Here is a 24,213-nt window from a genome sequence, read left to right on the forward strand (position 1 = left end):
GCAAGACCAAGGGCTCTGCTCGAAGTGCCCACAATGCAATCGATCAACACTCGATTTAAATGGTTTGATCAGCCTGGAGCACACACTTTGCTTGAAAGATCTAGATTTCATTGATTTTACCCAGATGATCCACCTCAATCGCAGAGCCGACTTCACGATCTTCTAAAAAGAACTGAATCCGTACCGGCTTGACCTCACCATTCCCCAGCCAGATCAATTGCGGAGAATTCACCTGCGTCAGATCACGATTTTGCGCACGGGCATAACGCTGTTGTTCTAGCCCCTGAATCCGAAAAGACACATGATCCGGCAGCTTACGTAATTTAAATTCTGTATAACTCTGCCATTTTTCATTTTGCAGGTTCTGTTCAGTCTGCGCTGCTGAACGATATTCTACAATCCCATAGCGAAATGGCGAGACATCGGTCGCGGGTTGCAGATCAAGCGCCAGTATTCTGGACTGGTCATTCGCCTCACGCATGACCCGCTGCAAGTCTAATAACAAAATCTCGCGTGCCTGCATGGCCTTACGCTGATCGACACCACTGGTATTCAGCAATACCAGTGAGGCCATGATTCCCATAATCACAATCACCACCATCAATTCGATGAGGGTAAAGCCACGAACTGCGCTGTGAGATGATCTGATCATACTAAGCTCTAACCTTAGGCAAACTGCTCGGCAGAATGCACCTGCTTTGGCAAAGCCAGTGCTTGATCGATATAGGCCACGCGCAAGGTATCGCGTGAACCCAGATAACGCTGATAAAAACTGGAATTGAGAATTGCAGCGGCGCCATGGGTCAGTGACCAGATCGACGCCAGATAGTCACGCACCGACATGCGGCTATGAATTGAAACCAGATAACTTTCTGTCATGCGGATGATCAGGCGTAAACGCTGTTTGCGTACCTGATACAGTTCACTGAATAGATGCTGAATTCCCACGCCAGTCGTCGACAGACGTTCTTCAATCTGATGGAACAGCACCGTACGTTCCGGATGATGTAAATGGTGCAACATAAAGAAGGCCAGATGTTCAGGAAAAGCTTTATCACTATCCTGAATCATTTCCAGCAACATGCGCTCATTACGGATAATCAGCAACATATACAGTTCATCTTTACTCTGAAAATGTTTATAGAGTGTCCCTTTGGCCAGATCAAGTTCAGCAGCAAGCGCATCTAGCGTCATTCCTGCTTCACCATTTTCCAGCAGGAGCTGCTCTGCGACTTGAAAAATCAAGGTTTCTCTTGCTCGAAACTGAGCCTGACGATCCATCTTCACCCTATAAACTCTCTTGTACTTTATATAACTTTATTTACTTTAAATTTAGAAGATTTTCAAAGTTCTGCTTTGTGATAGAAGCCATTTCTTCTAGCGACTTATCATATACATCACAAAGCGCTTTGGCTACATAAGGAACGTATTTAGGTTCGTTAGATTTACCACGATATGGCATCGGCGCAAGATAAGGACTATCGGTTTCAATCAGTACACGATCCAACGGAACCTGTTTGGCCACATCGCGCAGATCCTGGGCATTTTTAAACGAGATAATCCCGGAAAATGAGACATAATAACCGCAGTCTAAAACCGCTTTGGCAGTTTCCCAATCTTCAGTAAAGCAATGCAAGATGCCATGCGTGGATTTTTCCGCACGAATAATATCCACGGTATCATGCTTGGCAGCACGGGTATGTACCACCACCGGTTTCTTGGTCATTTGCGAAGCATGGATATGACGGGCAAAGCAGGCTTTTTGTTCTTCGACAAAATCTGTACTGTGATAATAATCCAGACCGGTTTCACCGAGTGCCCAGACTTTTTCAGGCTGTGCCAGCTCGACCAGATATTCGGTCGTGGCACGCGCCATGGTCGCAGCATCTTCGCAAGGATGTACCCCAACGGTATAACCGACATCCGGGTGACGCGCGGCAATTTTCGCCAGCGCGATATGATCATCCAGATCGACCGAGATACTCATGAACCTGGATACACCCGCTTCACGGGCCTGTGCGAGTGCTTGATCCAGATCACCGTTATACGGCGTTAAATCCAGCATCGTTAAATGACAATGGGTATCTACAAACACAATGCGTTCCTACCACAGCTAAATGAACTACATAGTGTAACTTTTACGCCCTTCAGATTTAAGACCTGCAACCAGACGATCTGCTTCATTTTTGAAATAAACACCCTTTTCACCGCTTAACTGGATGCCAAAGCCTTGTGGCTTGATGCCATTCTGCTTTTGCGAGACCCAGATCACTTTACCGGTTAAAGGAATTTTCTGGGTCTGTTCAGGCAAAGTGGTCAATACAAAAACTTCTTCACCCAGCTTGACCGGCTGCTTGGACGGAATAAACAGTCCACCACCCCATACATAAGGCATATAGCTGGCAAACAGTGTTTCAATATCAGGAATATTGGCCTGAATAATACCGCCCATACGTGGTTGCATGTGATTTCCCCTTAATTAAAGATTCATCAGCTTGATAAACAATTCATCAATAACCAGATTGCTTTGAACATTCTGCTCGAGATATTGCTTGGCTTGCTGAAAATCTTCATAAATTTTAAAAAGTGCTGCTAATGAATATTGTTCGGCAAGCACATTAAACTCAAGATCAATGTTTTTCACCGTTTGATTGAGCTTGACACAAATTAAATCGGACAACAAGTATTCAAACATGGGAGCAAATTCACCAAAGCTCAGGCTTTTGTTCCATTTGGTCGCAATTGCAAGCGGCATATTTTTTTGCATCACCAGTTTTTGCCAGTCTTGCAGGAATTCCTGACGCAGTGGCAGCCAGGCACTTTGTGCAACCTCGAGTGCTTGTAAGGGCATCTGATTGGACAGGTTCATCAATAACTGTTGCTGGCTAGAACCTGCATCCGGCAACTGTGCCTGAACATAATCACTAAATTGTTCTGCAGAAATCCGGTCTAAGGCAAAATGCTGCAAGCGACTCCGTATCGTTGCAGGCAATTTTAAATAATGATCTGCCAGCAAAATAATGACCGTATTGTCACCGGGTTCTTCTAGCGTTTTCAATAATGCATTGGCAGAGGAGATATTTAAGGCTTCCGCAGGTTCAATTACAATCACTCGCCAGCCATCGACGGTCTGCTGCACAAAAGGCAACAGATCACGAATCTTTTCAATCTTGATTTTGGCATTCTGTTTTTTATTGTCTTCGTCGGTGCTGATATGCACATAATTGGGATGCGTATCAGCCTTGAGCCATTGGCAACTGCCACATTCGCCACATGCACCAGAAGACTGCCGATTCAGACACAAGACCCAAGCCAGAAACTGCTGGCTAAATGCCTCCTTGCCACAGCCTTTTTTGCCATAAAACAATAAACCATGCCCAAGCTTGGGAAAACGTCCGGTCAGCGTTTCCCAAACCTGTTGCTGCCATGGATAAATCTGTGCATTGACATCAAAAGGCATGTATTCAACTCTTCTTAAGCAAAATGAGAAAGATCCATTTGATTCAATCGATCCAGATCTTCTTGAGTATCCACACCCGGTGGCAAATTGGCTTCAGCCACGGCAATCGCAATACGGTGACCATTTTCCAGTACCCGCAATTGCTCTAGGGATTCCAGTTTTTCCAGAACCCCCATCTCCCAAGTGACATATTCTTGAAGCAGTTTTACACGGTAAGCATATAAACCTAAATGACGATAGGCCTGATTATGCAGTTTTGCTTCAGCCAGTTTCGCGCCATCACGGTCATAAGGAATGGTGGCACGGCTAAAATACAAAGCTTGATTATGTTTGGACATCACCACTTTAACAATGCTGTCACGCTTAAATTCGTCTAGTTGATGAATCGGCTCACATAGCGTCGACATCGAAGAATCCGGTTGATCTTCTAGAAGTTGTGCCACCTGTTTCACCAGTTGTGCCGGCAATAAAGGCTCATCACCCTGCACATTGACAATAATATCGTGACTGTCCCAGCCTTTGATCCGCGCTACTTCACTGAGGCGGTCTGTCCCAGAAGGATGATCCACCGAAGTAATCACCACATCAACACCTTCGGCACGACAAACCTCAGCAATACGCTGATCATCGGTCGCCACACACAAATCATCAAAACCTTGTACTTTTTTGGCTTGATCCACTACCCGCAGAATCATGGGACGACCATGAATGTCCAGCAAGGGTTTACCCGGCAAACGTGAACTGGCAAAACGTGCAGGAATAACAATGTGTTTCATACTGAATAAGCCTTAAGAAATTTGAATACCGTATTGTTGTAACTGTTGCTGCAAGACCGTATAGCAGGCTGGCGATAATACTGCATCGACTGGCACCACCCAGATATCCTGCTTAAAATCGGGATATTGTTTCAGTAATGCCATAATCTTGACTGCGTCTTTTTCCGTGGTAATGATCGGATTGGCATCATCAAACTGTAGATCCTCAATGTCATAATCATGATGATCGGGAAATTCATGACATTGGAATTGTTCTATGCCCAGATTTTTCAGGGTCTGATAAAAGCGTTGCGGAAAACCGATTCCCACCACGGCATAAAAAGCCGACTGAGAATCGAAGATTTTATTGTTGTCTTGATTGAGTAGATAAGGCTGTGATGCAGCCAGATGCATATGCAGCTCAGAACTTGGGCTTGCCGAATGTTCAATTACCGTTCCTGTTTCCAAGCGTGTCACCGGTTCACGCAGATAGCCTTCCGGAAGCAGTTTTTGGTTGCCCAGACCGCGATTATTGTCCAGTACAATCCATTCAATCTGACGATTTAAAGCCCAGTGCTGCAAACCATCATCACAAATAATCAGATCCAACTGATGTCTTTGCAGTAACAGTTCAATACTTTTTTGCCGGTTTGGCCCTACGGCCATCGGCACGCCCGTCGCCTGTACAATCAAGGCAGGCTCATCACCGACGACCTCAGGCAAGGTATTAAAATCCACATAAGCCGGAAATGGACCTTTGCCGCCATAACCACGGCTAATCACCCCAACTTTTACACCTTGTTGAGTTAAATAATCAACCAGATGAATCAGCAAAGGGGTTTTACCACTACCACCGACAGTGATATTGCCAATCACCATGACCGGAACCGGAGCACTATAGCTTGTCTTGATCCCTTTCTGGTACAGCCAGCGATTGCTGACAAAACCTAAACGATACAAGCATGACAAAGGACGCAGCACCACCAGCCACTTTGCCTGTGCATTCCAAGCATCCTGAATGATTTGCGCCAATGCCATAACTTATTGTTCCTCAAAATTACGTTGATGCAGCTGATAATAAGCCCCATGCAATGCAATCAGTTCTGCATGAGTCCCTTGCTCGACAATACACCCCTGATCCATGACCACAATACGATCCGCATTTTCAATCGTCGATAAACGGTGTGCAATCACAATGGTTGTACGATCTTGCATGGCCTGATCAAAGGCACGCTGAATAAAGTATTCGGATTCATTATCCAGGGCACTGGTTGCTTCATCCAGAATCAGAATAGAGGCATTTTTCAAAATCGCACGTGCAATCGCGATGCGCTGACGCTGACCACCAGACAGATTTAAACCTTGAGCACCCAGTTGGGTATCATAACCTTTTGGCAGAGCCATAATAAAATCATGTGCATAAGCGGCTTTTGCTGCTGCAATAATGTCTTCATCAGTCGCACCTTCGAGCTGACCATAGGCAATATTTTCTCGCACAGTCCGATTAAACAGCACCACTTGCTGATTCACCATCGCAATCTGGGTACGCAAAGCAGTCAGCTCAAAGTCTTCAATCGGTTTCTGATCCAGTAGAAGCTGACCTGACGTTGTATCCTGATAACGTACCAGCAAATTCACCAGTGAGCTTTTACCGGCACCGGAACGCCCAACCAGAGCAACCGTTTCACCAGCTTTTACCTCTAAATTAAAATCACGAATGGCATGATGACCATCATCATAAAACAGGTTGACATCTTTAAACTGAATATTACCTTTTAAGCTATCGCTTAAAGTCCCGGTATTTTTTTCTTCGGGCATGTCCAGCAATTCAAATACCGAATGCGCTGCGGCCATACCCCGTTGAATTTTTTCATTGATATCGGTTAAAGCCTTGATTGGTCTTGCCAACATGCCCGCAGCCGTAATATAAGCCACAAATTCACCGGCAGAGGTATCGCCAAGGATCTGTGGACGCAAGGCAATAAACATGACAATACTGAGTGAAATAGACATGATCAGCTGAACCACAGGACTGTTCAACTGCTGCACAGCGACCATTTTCAAGCCACGACGCAAGTTTTCCAGCGAGTTCTGCTTAAAGCGTTCCTGCTCGTAACTTTGGCCGCCAAAACCCTTGACGATCAGGTTGGCATTGACCGTTTCCTGAACCACATGGTTGACATCCCCCATGGTATCTTGCACTTGCTGTGACAATTTACGCATCCGTCTAGCTGCCTTACTGATCACAAAGCCAATGACGGGTGCAAAAATCAGGATACACATGGTCAGACGCCAGTTGCTATATAACAGATAACCTAATAGTGCAATCGTAATCAAACCTTGTTGCAACAGGGTTCTTAACGCTTCTGTTGAGGCAGCGGTCAGCTGTTCCACGTTATACATGATCTTGGCAGTAATATGCCCGCTGGTATTGTCCAGATAATACTGAGACGGTAAACGCAGCAGTTTTGCAAAAACTTCCTGACGGATATTGAACACCAGATTACGGGAAATCACCGCAGTAAAATAACCCCCCATGAATAATCCCAGCCCACGAAAGAACATCAGGACAACCACTAAAAACGGGAAAAGCGAAGTGAAACTCTGGTCTTTGTCTTGAATGGCCTCAATAATATATTCCAGTAATTTAGCCACAGAAACTTCTGTAGCCGCATTAATAGAAAAACCGAGCAGGACAAGCAATCCGATGCCCCAAAAGGGTTTTAAATAACTTAAAAGGCGAAGATAGACCTTAAAATCGTGCTTCACTAATAACCTCGGGTAGGTACTTTGGTACTGATATTAATATTGACAAAGCCGAGCTGCCCGGCCACATCCATAACGCGAATCACGTCCTGATGGCTGGCTTTCGCGTCAGCGGCAATGACGAACATTAAATCACGGCGTTCATTAGAAATCTGTTTAATTGCAGTATTTAAATCTGCGACTTCTTTACTGGCCAAGGATTGACCATTGACTGCATAATGACCATTGGCATCCACAATCACTTCAACTTTCTGATCATAACTTTTAGGCGGAACACCCTGCGCATCTGGTAAGGTCAAGTTCATACGGCTCATTTGGCTAAATGTTGTCGATAACAGTAAAAAGACCAGAATAAACAGCAGACAATCAATCATAGGGGTCAGATTAATATGCACATCTTCAACCTGGTTGCGTTTGAATTTCATCATCCGCCTCCTAGCTGGCTTTTTGCATATCTTGGTCTATATCTGCAATATTGCGATAAAAAAGATCCGCATGAAACAAGGTCGCCTGCTGTTCAAGCTCCGCCACATATTCCTGAACCAGTCGCTGGAAGTAACGATGGGCAAAAAGTGCCGGAATTGCTATCAGCATCCCGGCTGCTGTGGTAATCAAGGCTTTGGAAATACCTGGCATCATCAATACCGGATCACTCCCAGTCCCCACATCGATCATCAGAAAAGATTCGATAATCCCAAGCACAGTCCCCAACAAACCCAGCAATGGCGCCACAGCACTTAAGGTTCCCAGAAAGTTAATATTCTTTTCCAGATAACCAATTTCCTGCGATGCCATCACTTCCATTTGTGCACGGGCATACTGTTCGCCCTGCGGCTTGCTGGCATAGCCTGCTGCAAATACCCGGCCTAAAGTACTGTGCTTCAATTCTGTACTTTGTTGAATTTTTTGCATGACTTGTGATGCATTTTGCACTGGACTCATCAGAAGTGTAGACGGAAGTACCGCTTTCCTCTTCAGGCGAATCAGGCGCTCGATCGAAATCGCCAACATAAAGATAGAACACAAGACCAGTGGCAGCATGAGCCAGCCACCCGCTTTAACCAATTCCCACATCTAATTTATTCCCCAATAAAAAAAATATATAAATTATTCATCTTCTAAAATAGAAAGAATGCCATCCAGCTCTTCTAAAGAATGATAACTAATGACTAATTTTCCTTTACCTTGTTTGTTATAGTCAATTTTCACATCAGCACTGAAACGCTCTGAAAGGCGCTGGGTCAATTGCTGAATATCCGGTGCAAGCGCTTGTTTTACTTTTTCTTGTTTAGGTGCATTAAAATCACGGACTAACTGCTCGGTTTGACGAACAGACAAGCTTTTTTCAATCACGATATCAGCGACTTTGAGCTGGTCTTTTGCCTTCAGCGTTAGAATCGCACGCGCATGCCCCATATCCAGCAGGCCTTGCTGCATAAAGTCTTTCACTTCTTCAGCCAGACTGAGCAGGCGAAGTAAGTTACTGACCGTAGTACGTGCTTTGCCGACTGTGTCTGCAATTTCCTGATGGCTTAAACCAAATTCTTCATGGAAACGTTGCAGAGCCATGGCCTGATCAATCGGATTCAGATCCTGACGTTGGATGTTTTCAATCAGAGCCAATGCAATCGCGACCTGATCCTGAAGTTCGCGCACAATCGCAGGAATTTCAGTCAGACCTGCCAACTGCGCTGCACGCCAACGACGTTCACCGGCAATAATTTCATAAGGATAGCGTTCGTCATCGACCGGACGAATCACAATCGGCTGCATAATGCCGTGTTTTTCAATCGATGCCGCCAGCTCTTGCAAGTCTTGCTCGTTGATATAACGGCGCGGCTGGTATTCACCACGCTTGAGCAGGTTCACATCAATCTGTTTGAGCTGACCATGATCAAGACCTTGGGCTTCCATCTGTAATTTTTCTTTTTGAATTGAGCCTAGCAAGGCATCCAAGCCACGACCTTTAGCGAGTCCACGTTTCTTGACGGTCATGCTTTACTTCCTTTTTTCACTTTGCTTTTCTTTAATACTTCAGCTGCCAGATTTAAATAAGCAACTGCACCCTTTGAGCTTTTTTCAAAATAAATCACCGGCAAACCGTGTGCTGGTGCTTCAGCCAGACGAATATTGCGTGGAATCACGGTGTCATACAGTTTTTTACCGAAATATTGTTCTAATTCTTCAGAGACATCACGGGTCAAGGCATTACGCGCATCATACATGGTACGTAATACACCGACTATTTGCAGGTCTGGATTCAATGCTTGCTGAATCCGATCGATGGTCTGGGTCAAATCAGCCAGACCTTCCAGTGCATAATATTCACACTGCATCGGAATCAGCACACCATCAACCGCTGCCAAAGCATTCACTGTAATCAGGCTCAGACTTGGCGCACAATCAACAATAATATAATCAAATGACTTTTCGACTTCTTGCAATGCATCACGCAGGATGAATTCACGTCCTTCCTGCTCTGCAATTGCCAGCTCAACCCCAGCCAGATCACGGTTGGCACCCAGAACCTTATAACCGACCTCTGCCTTGGCGATCGCCGTTTCAATCGGCACTTCACCCAGCAATACATCGGTGACCGAATAGAGCAAGTCATTCTTTTGAATGCCCGACCCCATGGTTGCATTGCCTTGCGAATCCATATCGACCAGCAAAACGCGCTTTTTTAACACAGCTAAAGATGCCGCCAAATTTACTGCGGTTGTGGTTTTACCAACACCACCTTTTTGGTTTGCAATCGCAATAATTTGTGCCATGTTGCCCCCAATCCCTTTAAAATTCTTAAATACGTTTTAATAGCAGTAAATGACGCTGTTCGTCTAAGCGCGGAACTTTAAGTTCAATAATCTCACAACTAAATTCATTTTTTAAAGCAGCGACTTCATCTTCAGGAATTAAGCCTTTCATCGAGGCAATAATGGTCTGTTCATGCATATACGGTTTAGAGGCATCCACAAAGTCAGTCAGAGATGCAAATGCACGACTGGTAATCACATCGAATTGACCCAGCTCGTTAATGCTGTCTTCATTTTCTACACGCGTTTGCACCGCAATGACATTTTTAAGTTTCAGATCGGCAATAAACTGCTTCAGGAAACGAATTTTTTTACCGTTTGAATCGAGTAATACACATTCACGCTCAGGCTGACATAAAGCAATGATCATACCTGGCATACCGCCACCCGTACCGATATCGAGCAGACGGCCCGCTGGCAGATCTTTTAGAATGCTGAGACTGTCCAGCAGATGCTTGACCAGCATTTCTTTCGGATCACGGATCGCAGTTAAATTATATGCTTTGTTCCACAGCACCAAAGCGTCCTGATACTTGAGTAATAAATTCAAAGCTTCTTCAGATAGCTCTAAACCCAAAGCTTGGCTACCCTGCTTTAGTTCTTGAAAAAACATGTGCATAAACAATCTACGCTCGAAAAAGTTAGGTGGAAGTATACCGTTTTCTATATCTTGTCATAGTAGGCAGTGCTTAGTGAATATTCACTTAAACAGACTTAGCTTCACGGATTGCCAAATCTAGTGCCGTTAAACGTTCAGGCGTGCCGACATCTACCCAAATACCTGCCAGTTTAGAGGCAACCACTTGATGATTCAGCATCGCTGCCTTCAATAAAGGTGCCAAAGGACGCTTTCCAGCCTCTAAGCCTTCAAATATTTTTGGACTGATGACGGATACACCGCTAAAAGTCAGGTTTTCACCCTCGACCTGCTGATCAAAGGTATAAGCCTTCCCTTCTGCAAGGGTGAAATCACCCTCTGGATGTTGCTGCGGATTTTCGACCAAGACCAGATGTGCCAAATTATCGTTCAGATCAACATCTAATAAAGGTGCAAAATCCATTGTGGTCCAGACATCACCATTTAATAGGATAAAAGGCTGATTACCCAAAAGCGGCAAGGCATGAATGATCCCGCCTGCCGTTTCCAGACCTTCACCTTCATGTGACCACAGAATCTTGACACCAAACTGTGAGCCATCACCCAGGGCTTGTGCCAGTTTTTCACCGAGCCATGCAGTATTGATCACGATTTCAGTGACGCCAATCGCAGCCAGTTTCTCGATATGCCAGACAATCAGCGGCTTGCCACCGACTTCAAGCAAAGGCTTTGGGGTATGCAGCGTTAAAGGCCGCATACGATTACCGAGGCCTGCGGCTAAAATCATCGCTTTCATTTAGGCAGCCACCTCATATGAACCATATTTTGCTTCAAAAGCCGGCATCACTTTTTCATGCATAAACTGCATAAAAGGTTGTAATTCTGGATAAGGTTTAGATTCTTCTAATAAATACCACATCACCCGTGGTAAATCTTTTAAATAACCAGACTTACCATCACGTTCAAACAGACGCACAAAAATACCCAGAATTTTGATATGACGTTGAATCGCCATCATATCGGCATCTTTCTTGAACTGCTCAAAATCACGGTCTTCTTTGGCTGAGGCTGGCAATAAATTATAAAAGGCTTCAAACCAGCGATAGACACGATCAGCATTCCACTGTACATAGGCATCGCGGGTAATCGAGATCAGGTCATAAGTATCTGCACCAATCACGGCATCCTGAAAATCAATCACACCGAGTTCGGTTTCATTGTCAATTTTCATCAGATTACGGCTATGAAAATCACGATGCACAATCACTTGTGGCTGCGCCAGCGCTGCATTGGCCAGAATCGCAAAGCTACGTTTGATCAAGGCACTTTCTGATTCAGTCGGCTGGATCTTTAAGGCTGGCAACATCCAGTCAGTCAGCAGCTGCATTTCCGAGATCAGTTTTTCATAAGAGTATTCCGGAAAATGTCCTTCTCCAGCAATTGATTGCAGTTGAATCAGCTGCTTAAAGCTTTGCTCATAATAAGCATCCACCGTCTCTTCATTCAGCAGATTGGAAAGCAGGACATCGCCAAAATCTTCGAGCAGCAAAAAACCATTTTCCAGATCTTTGGCGACAATATGCGGAACACGCACGCCATGCGCATCAAAAAATTCATCAATCGTCACAAAAGGCACACAATCTTCTTTTTCTGGTGGTGCATCCATCAGCATAAATGTTTTATTATTCAGTTTGATTCGTGCATAACGACGGAAGCTGGCATCACCTGCTAAAAAATGAGTTTCAAATTGATCTGAACCGAGTACAGAGGCAATCCAAGATTGTATCAATTGTTCGCGTTGTGTATTCATTTGCAATTAATTCTAATACAGGCTGAGTTTTTAAAGTGCTAAGTGTAGCTACTTATCAACTTTTTCTCTATGATGCGACAATAATTAATTGCGATAAAAGCATGATTGGTTAATGAGACAAATGAAGCATCACTTTAAAATCAACCCTCTAGCGACTGCGATCTTAACCCTTTTATGTGGCAGCTCAGCCTCAAGCTATGCTGCATCAACTGTCTCATCCGATGTAAATGCAGAACAACTCAAACAGCGCATTAATGAGACCTATCCAGGTGAAGCCTTCTTTTCACAATACTATGTCGATAAATCCTCGGCTGAAGCGCAGCAACGTCAGGGACAGTATTTAAGTTCGGCTTATTGTGAAGGTGCCTGGGTCACCCCGATCGCTCCAGATGCAGCGACTATTGCGCCAGACCAAGCCACCTCGACCATTACCGCCGATTATGGACATTACGATCCGGCAGGCGACTCCTATCTGGAAGGCAATGTGGTTATTGATCAGCAAGGTCGTCAAATCCGTGCCGAACGAGTGACCATTGATCAGACCCAGACCTATGCCAAAGCAGCAGGTCAGGTACAGTTAGCACAAGGCGGTCTGATCTCACAAAGTGATGATATTAACTATAATTTAAAAACCCAACAGGGCGATTTAAACAACAGTTTCTATATTGCAGAGCAGCAACATGCCCACGGTCGTGCAGAAAAGATTGCCAAAACATCGACTGATACGATAGAACTGGAAAATGCCACTTACTCTACCTGCCCGCCTGAGCAAAAGCCGACCTGGAAAATACAGGCAGAAAAGATCAAGCTGAATCAGGAAACCGGACGTGGTGAAACCCGCAATACCAAACTGTATGTCAAAGACGTTCCGGTATTGGCAATCCCTTATTTCAACTTCCCGATTGATGACCGCCGTACTACTGGCATTCTGACGCCAACTTTTGGTTTTACCAATGATGGCGGACTTGAACTCGGTGTTCCTGTTTATCTGAATTTGGCTCCACAGTACGATGCTACCCTCACTCCGCGCTATATTGGTGATCGTGGTGCCATGCTAGATGGCGAGTTCCGTTATCTGACAGAAAATTATGGTGAAGGTCGCATCTGGGGTGGCTATCTACCTTCGGATGAAAGTTATGATAATGAGGATCGTAAAAGCTTACATTACTTGCATAATTGGCAAATCAACGATCAGTTCTCGACCAATCTGGAATATAATTACGCCTCAGACAAAGATTACTTTGCCGACTTGGACAATAACCCGAACTCAAAAACTGACTTAAACCTGCGCCGCGCCTGGGAAGTCAATTATAAAAATGGTATTCCCGGCTTAAAGGCACAATTCAAAGTCGAAGATTTCCAGACACTCGATCCAACTGTACTGGATGAAGATCGTCCTTATGCACGTTTGCCACAGCTTTTAGTCAATTATAAAACTGGCAATCCACTCGGATTACAGCTTGAGTTTAATAACGATACTGCTTATTTCCAGAAAGACCTGAGAAATTTTGCTGATATCCCTCAAAATGATGACAAGATTTATCAACCAAGTGGCACCCGCATCTATAACGACTTTTCGGTGCGTTATAATCACTATAACCCGTGGTCGTTTTTTATTCCGGAAGCATCTGTACGCAACATCAATACCTTCTATGATGAGAAAACCCGAGACCGTGGTGGTTCTAGTGAAAGCCAGTCCATTGTGGTGCCACAATTCACGCTGGACACCGGCTTAATTTTCGAAAAAGAAGGCACCTATTTACAGACCTTAACGCCTCGTCTGTTCTATGCCTATTCACCTTATGAAAACCAGCAGAATCAACCTAACTTTGATTCAGTCGTTGCTTCGATTAATTATGATCAGCTTTTCAGTGCGCGTCGCTTCTATGGCAACGACCGCTTGGAAGACAATAACTTTGCCTCTTTAGGCCTGAGTTATAGCCTGTTTAATGAAGAAGGTCTGGAACGCCTACGCGCGAGTGTCGGTCAAAGTTTCTTCTTTGAAGATCGCCGTGTCACACTGGAACAGGATGCAGACAAATTTGACCGTGAAAGCCATACAGGGCCTGTCATTCAGCTCACCAGCCAGCTATCGAATAATGTCCATGTCAATTTAAACTCCAGCTGGATGTCGAATGGTCAAAATGCGCAGCGTGATGTGCAGGTTTATTATACTGGCGATCAGGGCAATCTATACAACGTCGGCTATTTCTATCGTAAAGACATTCCGAACCGTCAAGACCGTTATGATCATATCGTCGGCTCCTTTATTCAGCCGCTTGCCAACAACTGGCGTCTGGTAGGACATGCGCAGTTTGACCTCGACAATAGTGTCGCACGAGAATATTTACTTGGGGTCAACTATGAGTCATGCTGTTGGGGAGTTTCTGTATATGGTCGTTCATATTACAATGACTTAGACGACGTTAATGATTCAAACGTCAAAGCCAAACGCGCTATTATGGCCGAGGTCAGCCTGAAAGGCTTAGGTGGGTTAAGCAGCAAACTCACCTCATTACTAGAAAATCGCATTCTAGGTTTTAACAATATCAATCAAACTTGGACAGAACGTTAATGAAGACAAAACAGTTAAAACAAATTTTTAAAGCGACTGCACTTGCGCTATGCCTTTCTTCAGCGATGACGACGTTTGCTGTTGCCCAACCTAAAGATGAAGTTGTAGCTGTGGTCGACAATAGTATCATTCTGCGTAGTGATCTGGCTCAAGGTGTGGCCGAGATTTCTCATCAGCTGCAAAAGCAAAATCAGACAGTTCCACCCCAACAATTTCTTGAGCAACAAGCCTTAGAGCAGCTCATTATTCGTCAAGCACAACTTGAACAAGTTAAACGCTACAATATTCGTCCCGATGAAAAATCCCTGAATGATGCAGTACTGAAAGTTGCACGCGATTCGGGCTCAACCAGTCTGGAAGCTTTCCAGCAAAAACTGGATGCCATGGCGCCAAATACCTATGCTTCTTTACGCAACCGTATTGCGGAAGATTTAGCGCTGAATCGTTTACGTCAACAAGTCGTGACTTCACGGATTCAAATCACAGACCAGGATGTTAAAAACTTCCTAAATACCCCGCAAGGTCAGGCTTTACTCGGCAGTCAGGTACATGTGCTGCATTTACGTGTAAGCGGCGAAAATGCTGAACAGATTGCTACACAGGTAAAGCAAGAGCTGAATAACAGTAATGATATTCAGGCAATCAGCAAAAAATACAGCACTGGCGGCATTAAAGTCGAAGCTGCTGACATGGGCGTGAGAAGCCTGTCAGAAATTCCGGCAGAACTGGCTGCACGTGTCACGACCCTACAGCCAGGTCAAACCTCTGAACTCATTCCGGTTGCTGATGGGGTACATGTACTCAAGCTACTAGAACGTAAAGGTGGCGAACAAAAAGCCCTGGTTCCTCAATACTTGACCCGTCACATCCTGATTCAACCCTCTGAAGTAGTCAGTCCGGAAAATGCCAAACAGATGATTGACAGTTTATATAGCCGCCTGCAACAAGGCGAAGATTTTACTGTTTTAGCTTCAACTTTCTCCAATGATACCGGTTCAGCACGTGATGGTGGCAGTCTTGGCTGGGTAAGCCCTGGGGTAATGGTGCCTGAATTTGAACAACAGATGAAAAGCACCCCAGTGGGTCAGTTCAGTAAACCGTTTCAATCCCAGTTTGGCTGGCATATCCTGCAAGTCAGCGAAACACGTCAACAGGATATGACAGAGGAATATCAAGAACGTATGGCCCGTCAATTACTTGGTGAACGACAGTTTGATGCCGAGCTGGACAGCTGGTTACGTGAAACACGCAGCAATGCCTATGTAGAAATTAAAGATCCACAACTGGATCCTAAACGTAATCGTTAAGCCCAGATCCATTTTAAAAAGCCAGCGCTAGATTGCTGGCTTTTTAATTTTTATCCATGCAAAACTTACAGGCATAAAAAAACCTCTCGATGAGAGGTTTTTTTAATTTTCAGACTCGATTAACGATTATTTTCGTCGTCTTGAGTATCTTCAAATTTAGTATCGTTGTCAAAACCAGCGCCTTGACCACCAAAGCCACCTTGACCACCGAAGCCAGCGCCTTGACCGCCACCGAAGCCGCCTTGACCACCAAAGCCACCACCTTGACCACCAAAGCCAGCGCCTTGACCGCCACCGAAGCCACCTTGACCACCAAAGCCAGCGCCTTGACCGCCACCGAAGCCACCTTGACCACCAAAGCCAGTGCCTTGACCGCCACCGAAACCACCAGCAGCACCTTGACCGCCAAAGCCAGCACCTTGTGGACCAGCAGGCGCACCAGCAGGACGAGGATTACGTGCAGGCACTACAGTTGAAATTGCATGCTTATAAACCATTTGGCTTACTGTATTTTTTAATAAAACCACGTATTGGTCGAAAGACTCGATATGACCTTGTAATTTAATACCGTTTACCAGGAAGATAGATACTGGGATACGTTCCTTACGGAGAGAATTCAAGAATGGATCTTGTAAAGTTTGACCTTTAGACATGTTATAACTCCAAAAAAAAATTAAAAATCAGCGCAAAAACTATCTCTATTTTTCAATTAAAAATTATAAAAAAGATAGTCCCTAAATTTTGCTTTATCCGTGACAGTTTCGCAAGTCTTGTTGAGCCTGCTGTAGCGTAAAATATGTTGTAAATTTATGCTTTTCTTGCAAAGACCTCAGCCACGTATATTGACGTTTTGCAAGTTGTCGTGTCGCAAATAAAGCTTTATCCTCCATTTCCTGTTGCTTTTCCTTGGTTTTGTCAGCATTTTTTAAGAATTCTATAGCTTGACGGTAACCTACCGAACGCATAGAAGGTAGATTTTCATTAAAATCGTATTTTTCAATTAAACTAACAACTTCATTTAAAAAACCGTTTTTCCACATCATTTGCAGACGTTGTTCAATACGCCCGTGTAATTCTAACCGATCTGGCATAAGTGCATAGTTATAAAAACTGTAACGATATGGTAAGTTTTTAGGTTGCTCTGCCTGTAGTTTTGTAATCGGCTCACCGGTCAGTTTAAACACTTCTAAGGCACGAATAATACGCTGCTTGTCACTAACCTTGAATTTCTCCGCAGCAACGGGATCTACGGCACTTAATTCTGCATAAACAGCCTCCCAACCTTCTCGCTCGCCTTTGGCTTCAATTTCAGCACGAATCGTATAGTCGGCACTGGGCAGATTATCTGACAACCCCTCAAGTAAGGCTTTAAAATACAGCATGGTTCCGCCCACCAATATCGGTGTTTTACCACGTGCATGAATATCATCAATTAACCGGCAAGCATCTTCAACAAAGTTTGCCGCAGAATAGACTTCGAGTGGACTGATAATATCGATCAGATGGTGCGGATAGCGCGCCAGTTCCTCTTTAGAAGGCTTGGCTGTACCAATATCCATTTCCCGATAAACCAGCGCAGAATCGACCGAAATCAGCTCGAATTTTCCATGCTCATACAGTTCACATGCCAAAGCGGTTTTACCACTTGCAGTTGGCCCCATTAAATTGATGACCGGCAATTGATTGGACATGTAAAACTACTCTCCTCGAGCAAAAAGTTTGTCTAGTTGATTCAATGGAAAAGCGCGCCAAGTCGGACGGCCATGATTACATTGACTGGCAAATTCAGTGTGTTCCATCTGACGCAATAAAGCATTCATTTCAGACAGGCTTAAAATGCGATGCGCACGTACTGCACCATGACAGGCCATACCTGCCAGAATCTGGTCACGTTTCTGCAATAGACCCTGTACCTGATCATTCGGATCCAGATCATTTAACAGCTCGGGAATCAGTGCATCAAAATCTGCTTTGTGCAAAATGGCAGGTACGCCACGCACAATCACCTGTTCATCACCATACTGGTCAATTTCAAGCCCCAAACGCATTAACTGCCCTTTGAGTTCTTCGACCCGCATCGCCTGCATTCGAGTGATGTTGACCACTTTGGGAATCAGCAATTGCTGTGATGTCCAGAATTCAGGTTTATCCCAAGCCGATTTCATTTGCTGCAAGACGATCCGCTCATGGGCAGCATGCATATCCACAATGATCAGCCCTTCGGTATTTTGTGCCAGAATATAAATCCCATGTAACTGGGCAATCGCAATCCCGAGTGGATGTTCATCGACTTTGGCCTGTATATGACTTTGCAAGGCTTGCTCTGCAACTTGTGGCTCATAGGCAGAGGCTTGATCACGCAGCGGTGCCAGATAGCTTTGCAGGGCATTATTCAGCTGCTGCGAGCCTGCATAAGACGCATTATAGTCTCGCGCATAATGTACCGTTTGTGGCCGCGAAGATTCAAAGTCGGTCAGTACATCCGATGCCTCATTTTCACCTTTAGCAGCTACAGGTAGGTTAGAGGATAATTGCTGCTGCACATGCGCAGTCTGGTGCAGGCTAAACTGTTCCTGATAACGCGGTTGCGGTACAAGTGCAACAGGTTCATCATCAACTTTCATCGCAGTTGCTAAATCAGCAGTTGCCGTCTGGAATTGTGCCAGAGTGTCTTTGGCATAATGCCGCACAAACTCATGTACTTCACGCTGATTCAGAAAGCGAATTTCATGCTTAGTGGGATGGACATTGACATCAACATTTTCAGGATCAACTTCTAAAAACAGCAAATAAGCCGCATGTTGATGGCCATGCAAAATGCCATCATAAGCCATCCGCAAGGCATGAGAAATGGTTTTGTCTTTGACAATCCGGCCATTGACATAGACATATTGCAAGTCGGCCTGTGCACGCGCATCTGAGGGATGACCAAGCCAGCCTGATAAACGCATGTTGATACTGTCAGCATCGATCCAATAAGCATTTTCAGTGAACTGACGACCCAATAACTGCTGTACCCGCTGGAAACGTAAAGCACCGCTGTCCGCGACGGGTAAATTCAGCTTGATGCTTTCATTATGTTCCAGCACAAACCGGATATCAAAATGCGTCAGTGCCATACGGCGTACAATTTCTTCAATGTGGCCAAATTCAGTGCCCGGTTTCTTTAAGAATTTACGCCGCGCAGGCACATTAAAAAATAAATCCTGAACCCGGATATGCGTCCCTTTCGAAGCTGCAACCGCTTGAATTTGCTGATGATCAAAAGCCGTACCGTTTACTTCTACTTGATAACCAATGCCATCCTCATTTTGACTGCTGATCATGGTCAGGCGTGAGACTGCTGCAATCGATGCCAGCGCTTCTCCACGAAAGCCTAAACTGCTGATCGCATACAGCTCATCGGCACTCTGGATTTTGCTGGTGGCATGACGCATGACGGCCAATGCCAGATCTTCAGCATGAATACCACGGCCGTTGTCCATAATTTCAATTAAGGTACTGCCACCCTGTTCCACCCGGATGATCAGCTCGGTCGCACCCGCATCAATCGAGTTTTCCAGTAATTCCTTGACCACGGATGCCGGACGTTCAATCACCTCACCTGCAGCAATCTGGTTGGCCAGCGCAGGATCAAGGGCACGGATACGGCGTAGGCTTAAATCATTCGACATGTGAAAATTGACGCTCCAAAGCCTCTCGCAAAGCAAGATTAGAGGAAATCAGGCTTGCAGTACGGGTCAGTTCATCTTCAGATTTTAAAATTTCAATAATCAGGTCAGCTTGCGGAATTTCATCGCCACCTTTGGAGGGCCATTCAAATAAAAATAGCGCATTCGGAGTTTCCAGATAATCCCGGATTCCCATCAATTCGAGTTCATAGGGGTCATTCAGACGGTACAGGTCAAAGTGAAAAATATCCTGCCCATTGATCTGATACGGTTCGACCAGCGTATAAGTCGGACTTTTCACCGAACCTTGATGACCCAGCTGTTGCAAATAATAGCGCGTTAAGGTCGTTTTTCCTGCCCCCAAATCACCGATCAGATATACGACTCCCGCAGGGAAATTTTCGGCCAGAACCTTGGCCAGTTTCTGGGTATCGTCTTCATGATTTAAAGTGACATTAAATGAATAAGGCATATTACTCACGACATGATGCAAAAGAATAAATATGATAGCATCGCCACGCTTTAAAAGCCTATTCACCTGTGTGAGAAACTGTATTTTTTCACCATTTCTGTTTCTGAGAGGTTGATCTGCCTGCCATGCATCCGACTGTTGAGTTTAATCCGCCCATGTTAAATGGGGTCAGTGCCAGTAAAGTGTTCTTGCAGGATAGTCTAGATACACCCCCGACAGTTTTTGCTTATTTATGCACGCAATTTGCGCATATCGCAGCAGATGAATGGCAAGCCCGTTTCGCCAAAGGTCTGGTCTATGATGCGCAGGGCCATCAATTAAGCACAGAAAGTCCATTTCAGGCCAATAGTCATTGTTTTTATTATCGATTTTTGGCACATGAAGTGCATGTTCCTTTTCAACATCAGATTTTATTTGAAAATGAGCATTTCATGGTGATCGATAAACCGCACTTTTTGACCATGAGTCCGACCGGTCAGTATGTACAGGAAACCTTGCTGGTTCGTCTCAAAAAACAAACAGGCAATGAACATTTAACACCGATTCACCGGCTAGACCGTGAAACGGCCGGCGTGGTTCTCATTTCAAAATATGTAGAATCTCGTGGCCTGTATCAACAGATGTTTGCCACACGGCAAGTGCAGAAGACCTACCATGCGATTGCAGCATACAAGGCTGATTTAGAATTTCCATTGATCACACGATTAAGAATGGAAAAAGGTCAGCCCTTCTATACCATGCAGGTGGTCAACGGCGAAGCCAATAGCGAAACGGCAATCCAGCTGTTAGAACATAATAAAGAATGGGCCAAATATGAACTGAAACCACACACTGGCAAACAGCACCAATTACGCGTGCACTTGAATCATCTCGGTATTCCAATTCAGAATGATCCGTTTTATCCACGGATAGCGCACAAAGCCGAAGATGATTTTTCTGCCCCTTTAAGCTTATTGGCCCAACATATTCAATTCATCGATCCGATCACGCAGAAAAGCATGAATTTCAGCTCCAGACTTGAATTGACACTGTAAATCGCTTGTCATTACAGATTATTTTCTAAAATCGGTCGCTTTAAGATTGAATTTCAAACGTAATTGATTAGAATAAAGGCGAAAAGTTAAGTAATTTAAAGCTTTAAAAATATTATGAGAAAAACTGAAGTTTATCAAATTCGCTTGGACTCGCAAGAGAAGAAACAAGCCTTTGCGGTATTTAAGCAATTGGGGATTACGCCAGCTCAGGCCGTGCGTCTTTTTTTCAAACAGGTGGTGATTACCAAATCGATCCCCTTCTCGATTGAAAACCAGAATATTAATCTGGAACAACTGATCCGACTGCGCAAACTGAAGCAAAATGAGATCCAGAATGGGCAAAGCAGCTTGCCAAATTCAACACTCAATTCTCTGGATGATCAGGAAATCCAGCTCGATGATGATCATCTGGATTTATTTGAAGAACTGAATGCCATTTTAGGTGAAAGCGACAAAATTTAACATTGTTGCATTTCCGAACAATTTCTAAAGCCGGCCACTGACAAACTTCGCTATGCTTGATGCTGATAATGAATAAAAAATTAGCATGGAGGATGCAATGCTCGTACGACGCGCTCAATCAGCAGACCTGAATCAGCTTGCGATATTATTCGATGAATATCGACAATTTTATGGCACCTCCTCTAACCCCGAACTCTCCTACCAATTTTTAAAACAACGTTTTGAAGATGGACAGACCGTCATTTTCATTAATACCAAAGATGATACTTTTACCGGCTTTATTATCCTGTATCTGGGTTTTTCTTCGGTGGCCTGCTCGACCTATTATATTCTGGATGATGTCTATATCACCCCGATATTTCGGCGTCAGGGTGCAGCCAGACAACTGATTGATACCGCAATTTTATTTGCCAAACATGAACAGGCCTTAAGAATTAGCCTGGAAACCCAAAAGAACAATTACCAATCGCATGAATTGTATGAATCTATGGGATTTATTAAGGATAATGAGTTTCAGACCTATCATTGTTTCCTGAGATAAAATCTGATCGTTCAAATAAACTTGAGAAGAATAACTCAATTATTCTTCTGAACGGAATTTTGCCAAAGCCACCTGTTCTGCATTTAAATAGATCCATTCTCCTTCAGCCAGCTCAGGCAGAGCCAAAGCACCAATTTGAGCACGATGCAATTGCTCGACTTTATTTCCGACGGCTGCCAGCATGCGTTTCACCTGATGATATACCCCTTGATGAATGCTCATTTGCAGACGGCTTTCAGACAGACGTATCACTTCAGTGGCTGCAAAAATACCTTTTTCATTGCGTAGCTCAACGCCTTGTTCCAGTTGCTGTAGCTGAGCATCAGTGACTGGATCTGCCGTTTGCATTTGATAAACTTTGGCCACATGTTTTTTCGGATGTGTTAACGCTTGCAGAAACTGGCCATCATCAGTCAACAATAACAGTCCGGTGGTGTCCTGATCCAGACGACCCACGCATTGAATGCCACGATTCAGCAGCATCTCATCAAACAGATCAAACACACTAAAATGATGCGTGGCCTGATGCGAACACTCATAGTCCTGCGGTTTGTTTAAAGCGATATAGACTTTCTCTCGATAGCGATGGGCCTTGCCATAGACCTCGAAGTCTAAATCATTCAAATCCAGTTTATGTTTAGGATGATCAATCACTTCATTCTGGATAGAAACAGCACCATTTTTAATCAATTGCTGACAATGCTTGCGGGAACCGAAACCTTGTGACTGCAACATTTTTTCCAATAGCATCTGCTTAAACCTGTATCGCGTGAAGAGTTGTGCATTCTATCCTGAAACACACCTAAATTGATTGCTTCGCTTATTTTCTTCGTATCACCAGCTGAAACGCTCTACAATGGTGGCATTTTCCATGTTTCCTCTCCCGCCCATGTCACAACTCGATTTAAATTTGATGGTTCTTTTGGTATTACTGGCCTGTGGTATATTCAGTCACAATAGTGCTGTCACCATCGCTGCAGCGGTACTGATTGTTCTTAAAATTACCCCGCTACACGACCTGTTGCCTTATGTACAACAACATGGTTTGAATATTGGAATTATTATTTTAACCATCGGGGTATTGGCACCGATTGCGAGTGGCAAAATTGCCGGAGAAAGTATTCTCAAGTCATTTCTCAGCTGGAAATCTTTACTGGCCATTGCCATTGGTGTTTTTGTGGCTTGGCTCGGTGGCCGCGGTGTGAAACTGATGTCGAATCAACCGGATATTGTCGCGGGCTTATTGATTGGTACTGTAGCAGGTGTGGCGGTGTTACGCGGCGTACCTGTTGGGCCGCTGATTGCAGCCGGGATTTTATCTTTATTGATTGGTACACAATAGATTCAAATCATCAGCACGCATCACCAGTATGCAAAGATTTCTCAAAAATACATCACATGACCTATAATATGCAGGTCATCTATTGATTACCTTGCACCAAGCTTTAAAGCAGTGTTTCAAGCTTGCTCAGGATATGTCATCAGATCAACGGAAGATTCATCTTGGTTATAAGCTTTCCAATCTAAAATAAAGGCAATACAAAAAAATAGAATGATCTTTAACAAGCTGTGACCTGATAAAAATTTAAAATTCACTGCATGACAAATACCGGTCTAATCTTTTAAGGCATAAACCAAACTTTCTATCATCTCGCCGTTTTCCAAATATACTTTAACAGGAATCCGTTGATATTCATCACCTTCAAACGCATCCAGCTCTTCCCAATATTGGGGAAGATGCTCAGATATAAATACATAACCCTGAACAGTCTCGCCCGAATCACTGAGCTGGATGCCCGGGCTACCAAATTCAGCACCCCAGCCACGCTGTTGCAAATGCCCACGGATATAAGCGGCTTTCCAGCTTCCCCCAATCCGCTCCATGACATGGGCATTGGGTTGCTGGGGACGAAGCGTGCCGTATACGAATAAACTATGCATCTTAAAAG

General features: G+C 44.4%; 27 protein-coding genes. 6 read left to right on the top strand and 21 right to left on the bottom strand.

What is annotated here, in order from left to right:
* Positions 1–100 precede the first annotated feature (100 nt).
* The 15 genes from GVV58_RS03615 to GVV58_RS03685 all read right to left on the bottom strand — a co-directional run bounded on the left by GVV58_RS03615 (position 101) and on the right by GVV58_RS03685 (position 12,202).
* Positions 101–652, bottom strand: a complete 552-nt coding sequence (locus tag GVV58_RS03615) for a type II secretion system protein (protein WP_074383251.1) — start codon at positions 650–652, stop codon at positions 101–103.
* Positions 653–666: 14 nt separating this feature from the next.
* Positions 667–1,281 (bottom strand): TetR/AcrR family transcriptional regulator, encoded by a 615-nt coding sequence (locus tag GVV58_RS03620; RefSeq protein ID WP_004645466.1) that lies wholly within the window; start codon positions 1,279–1,281, stop codon positions 667–669.
* A gap of 40 nt (positions 1,282–1,321) precedes the next feature.
* Positions 1,322–2,095, bottom strand: coding sequence for a TatD family hydrolase (locus GVV58_RS03625; RefSeq protein WP_074383252.1), 774 nt, complete (start codon positions 2,093–2,095; stop codon positions 1,322–1,324).
* A 27-nt stretch (positions 2,096–2,122) separates the two neighbouring features.
* A complete protein-coding gene (locus GVV58_RS03630) occupies positions 2,123–2,464 on the bottom strand; it encodes a PilZ domain-containing protein (RefSeq protein WP_005170399.1) in 342 nt (113 codons plus the stop codon).
* A gap of 15 nt (positions 2,465–2,479) precedes the next feature.
* Positions 2,480–3,460 (bottom strand): DNA polymerase III subunit delta' C-terminal domain-containing protein, encoded by a 981-nt coding sequence (locus GVV58_RS03635; protein ID WP_159516022.1) that lies wholly within the window; start codon positions 3,458–3,460, stop codon positions 2,480–2,482.
* A gap of 14 nt (positions 3,461–3,474) precedes the next feature.
* Positions 3,475–4,236 (bottom strand): 3-deoxy-manno-octulosonate cytidylyltransferase, encoded by a 762-nt coding sequence (gene kdsB, locus GVV58_RS03640; RefSeq protein WP_100355374.1) that lies wholly within the window; start codon positions 4,234–4,236, stop codon positions 3,475–3,477.
* 12 nt (positions 4,237–4,248) lie between these two features.
* Entirely contained in the window at positions 4,249–5,253 is a 1,005-nt protein-coding gene (lpxK, locus tag GVV58_RS03645; protein ID WP_100329623.1) for a tetraacyldisaccharide 4'-kinase, read from the bottom strand.
* A 3-nt stretch (positions 5,254–5,256) separates the two neighbouring features.
* Complete coding sequence (gene msbA, locus GVV58_RS03650) at positions 5,257–6,984, bottom strand: lipid A export permease/ATP-binding protein MsbA (protein WP_005097331.1); 1,728 nt, start codon at positions 6,982–6,984, stop codon at positions 5,257–5,259.
* The gene (locus GVV58_RS03655; RefSeq protein ID WP_004278885.1) at positions 6,984–7,406 is read right to left on the bottom strand and encodes a biopolymer transporter ExbD; all 423 of its coding nucleotides are present in this window, start codon (positions 7,404–7,406) and stop codon (positions 6,984–6,986) included. Before GVV58_RS03655 ends, msbA begins: the two co-directional genes overlap by 1 nt.
* A 10-nt stretch (positions 7,407–7,416) precedes the next feature.
* Positions 7,417–8,055, bottom strand: coding sequence for a MotA/TolQ/ExbB proton channel family protein (locus GVV58_RS03660; RefSeq protein WP_005097334.1), 639 nt, complete (start codon positions 8,053–8,055; stop codon positions 7,417–7,419).
* A 33-nt stretch (positions 8,056–8,088) separates the two neighbouring features.
* Positions 8,089–8,976: a ParB/RepB/Spo0J family partition protein gene (locus GVV58_RS03665; RefSeq protein ID WP_005097335.1), complete on the bottom strand. Its 888-nt coding sequence runs from the start codon at positions 8,974–8,976 to the stop codon at positions 8,089–8,091.
* The gene (locus tag GVV58_RS03670) at positions 8,973–9,755 is read right to left on the bottom strand and encodes a ParA family protein (RefSeq protein WP_159516023.1); all 783 of its coding nucleotides are present in this window, start codon (positions 9,753–9,755) and stop codon (positions 8,973–8,975) included. The genes GVV58_RS03665 and GVV58_RS03670 overlap by 4 nt, the downstream gene beginning before the upstream one ends.
* A gap of 25 nt (positions 9,756–9,780) precedes the next feature.
* The gene (gene rsmG, locus GVV58_RS03675; RefSeq protein ID WP_005170375.1) at positions 9,781–10,413 is read right to left on the bottom strand and encodes a 16S rRNA (guanine(527)-N(7))-methyltransferase RsmG; all 633 of its coding nucleotides are present in this window, start codon (positions 10,411–10,413) and stop codon (positions 9,781–9,783) included.
* Positions 10,414–10,498: 85 nt separating this feature from the next.
* Entirely contained in the window at positions 10,499–11,188 is a 690-nt protein-coding gene (murU, locus tag GVV58_RS03680) for an N-acetylmuramate alpha-1-phosphate uridylyltransferase MurU (RefSeq protein WP_159516024.1), read from the bottom strand.
* The gene (locus tag GVV58_RS03685) at positions 11,189–12,202 is read right to left on the bottom strand and encodes a phosphotransferase (RefSeq protein ID WP_005170371.1); all 1,014 of its coding nucleotides are present in this window, start codon (positions 12,200–12,202) and stop codon (positions 11,189–11,191) included.
* Positions 12,203–12,323: 121 nt separating this feature from the next.
* On the opposite strand from GVV58_RS03685, the gene GVV58_RS03690 reads away from it, so the two are divergent.
* Both GVV58_RS03690 and GVV58_RS03695 read left to right on the top strand, forming a co-directional pair.
* Positions 12,324–14,777 (top strand): LPS-assembly protein LptD, encoded by a 2,454-nt coding sequence (locus tag GVV58_RS03690; RefSeq protein ID WP_159516025.1) that lies wholly within the window; start codon positions 12,324–12,326, stop codon positions 14,775–14,777.
* Entirely contained in the window at positions 14,777–16,084 is a 1,308-nt protein-coding gene (locus GVV58_RS03695) for a peptidylprolyl isomerase (RefSeq protein ID WP_100329628.1), read from the top strand. Before GVV58_RS03690 ends, GVV58_RS03695 begins: the two co-directional genes overlap by 1 nt.
* Before the next feature lie 119 nt (positions 16,085–16,203).
* Here the strand turns inward: GVV58_RS03695 and hfq are convergent, their stop codons facing one another.
* The 4 genes from hfq to tsaE form a co-directional block, all read right to left on the bottom strand.
* Positions 16,204–16,737, bottom strand: a complete 534-nt coding sequence (gene hfq / locus GVV58_RS03700) for an RNA chaperone Hfq (RefSeq protein WP_005097347.1) — start codon at positions 16,735–16,737, stop codon at positions 16,204–16,206.
* Positions 16,738–16,830: 93 nt separating this feature from the next.
* A complete protein-coding gene (gene miaA, locus GVV58_RS03705; protein ID WP_100535272.1) occupies positions 16,831–17,775 on the bottom strand; it encodes a tRNA (adenosine(37)-N6)-dimethylallyltransferase MiaA in 945 nt (314 codons plus the stop codon).
* Between the two features lie 6 nt (positions 17,776–17,781).
* The gene (gene mutL, locus GVV58_RS03710) at positions 17,782–19,758 is read right to left on the bottom strand and encodes a DNA mismatch repair endonuclease MutL (RefSeq protein ID WP_159516026.1); all 1,977 of its coding nucleotides are present in this window, start codon (positions 19,756–19,758) and stop codon (positions 17,782–17,784) included.
* Positions 19,748–20,227 (bottom strand): tRNA (adenosine(37)-N6)-threonylcarbamoyltransferase complex ATPase subunit type 1 TsaE, encoded by a 480-nt coding sequence (tsaE, locus tag GVV58_RS03715; RefSeq protein WP_005097351.1) that lies wholly within the window; start codon positions 20,225–20,227, stop codon positions 19,748–19,750. The genes mutL and tsaE overlap by 11 nt, the downstream gene beginning before the upstream one ends.
* A 125-nt stretch (positions 20,228–20,352) precedes the next feature.
* Between tsaE and GVV58_RS03720 the strand changes: the two genes are divergently transcribed.
* The 3 genes from GVV58_RS03720 to GVV58_RS03730 all read left to right on the top strand — a co-directional run bounded on the left by GVV58_RS03720 (position 20,353) and on the right by GVV58_RS03730 (position 22,264).
* Complete coding sequence (locus GVV58_RS03720) at positions 20,353–21,261, top strand: pseudouridine synthase (protein WP_159516027.1); 909 nt, start codon at positions 20,353–20,355, stop codon at positions 21,259–21,261.
* 114 nt (positions 21,262–21,375) lie between these two features.
* A complete protein-coding gene (locus GVV58_RS03725; protein ID WP_005097354.1) occupies positions 21,376–21,723 on the top strand; it encodes a type II toxin-antitoxin system RelB/DinJ family antitoxin in 348 nt (115 codons plus the stop codon).
* Between the two features lie 97 nt (positions 21,724–21,820).
* Positions 21,821–22,264 carry a GNAT family N-acetyltransferase gene (locus GVV58_RS03730; protein WP_159516028.1) on the top strand — a complete coding sequence of 148 codons (444 nt, stop codon included), beginning with the start codon at positions 21,821–21,823 and terminating at the stop codon, positions 22,262–22,264.
* Positions 22,265–22,303: 39 nt separating this feature from the next.
* On the opposite strand, the gene GVV58_RS03735 is transcribed toward GVV58_RS03730, so the two are convergent.
* A complete protein-coding gene (locus tag GVV58_RS03735) occupies positions 22,304–23,014 on the bottom strand; it encodes a 16S rRNA pseudouridine(516) synthase (RefSeq protein ID WP_005097357.1) in 711 nt (236 codons plus the stop codon).
* Between the two features lie 139 nt (positions 23,015–23,153).
* Here GVV58_RS03735 and GVV58_RS03740 point away from each other — a divergent pair, with 139 nt between their 5' ends.
* Complete coding sequence (locus GVV58_RS03740; RefSeq protein WP_005097358.1) at positions 23,154–23,606, top strand: DUF441 domain-containing protein; 453 nt, start codon at positions 23,154–23,156, stop codon at positions 23,604–23,606.
* Positions 23,607–23,878: 272 nt separating this feature from the next.
* Here GVV58_RS03740 and GVV58_RS03745 read toward each other — a convergent pair whose 3' ends face one another.
* Positions 23,879–24,205 (bottom strand): gamma-glutamylcyclotransferase family protein, encoded by a 327-nt coding sequence (locus GVV58_RS03745; RefSeq protein ID WP_005097359.1) that lies wholly within the window; start codon positions 24,203–24,205, stop codon positions 23,879–23,881.
* Positions 24,206–24,213 lie beyond the last annotated feature (8 nt).

The sequence above is a fragment of the Acinetobacter sp. 18QD2AZ41W genome (assembly GCF_009829025.1).
Lineage (GTDB): Bacteria > Pseudomonadota > Gammaproteobacteria > Pseudomonadales > Moraxellaceae > Acinetobacter > Acinetobacter pseudolwoffii.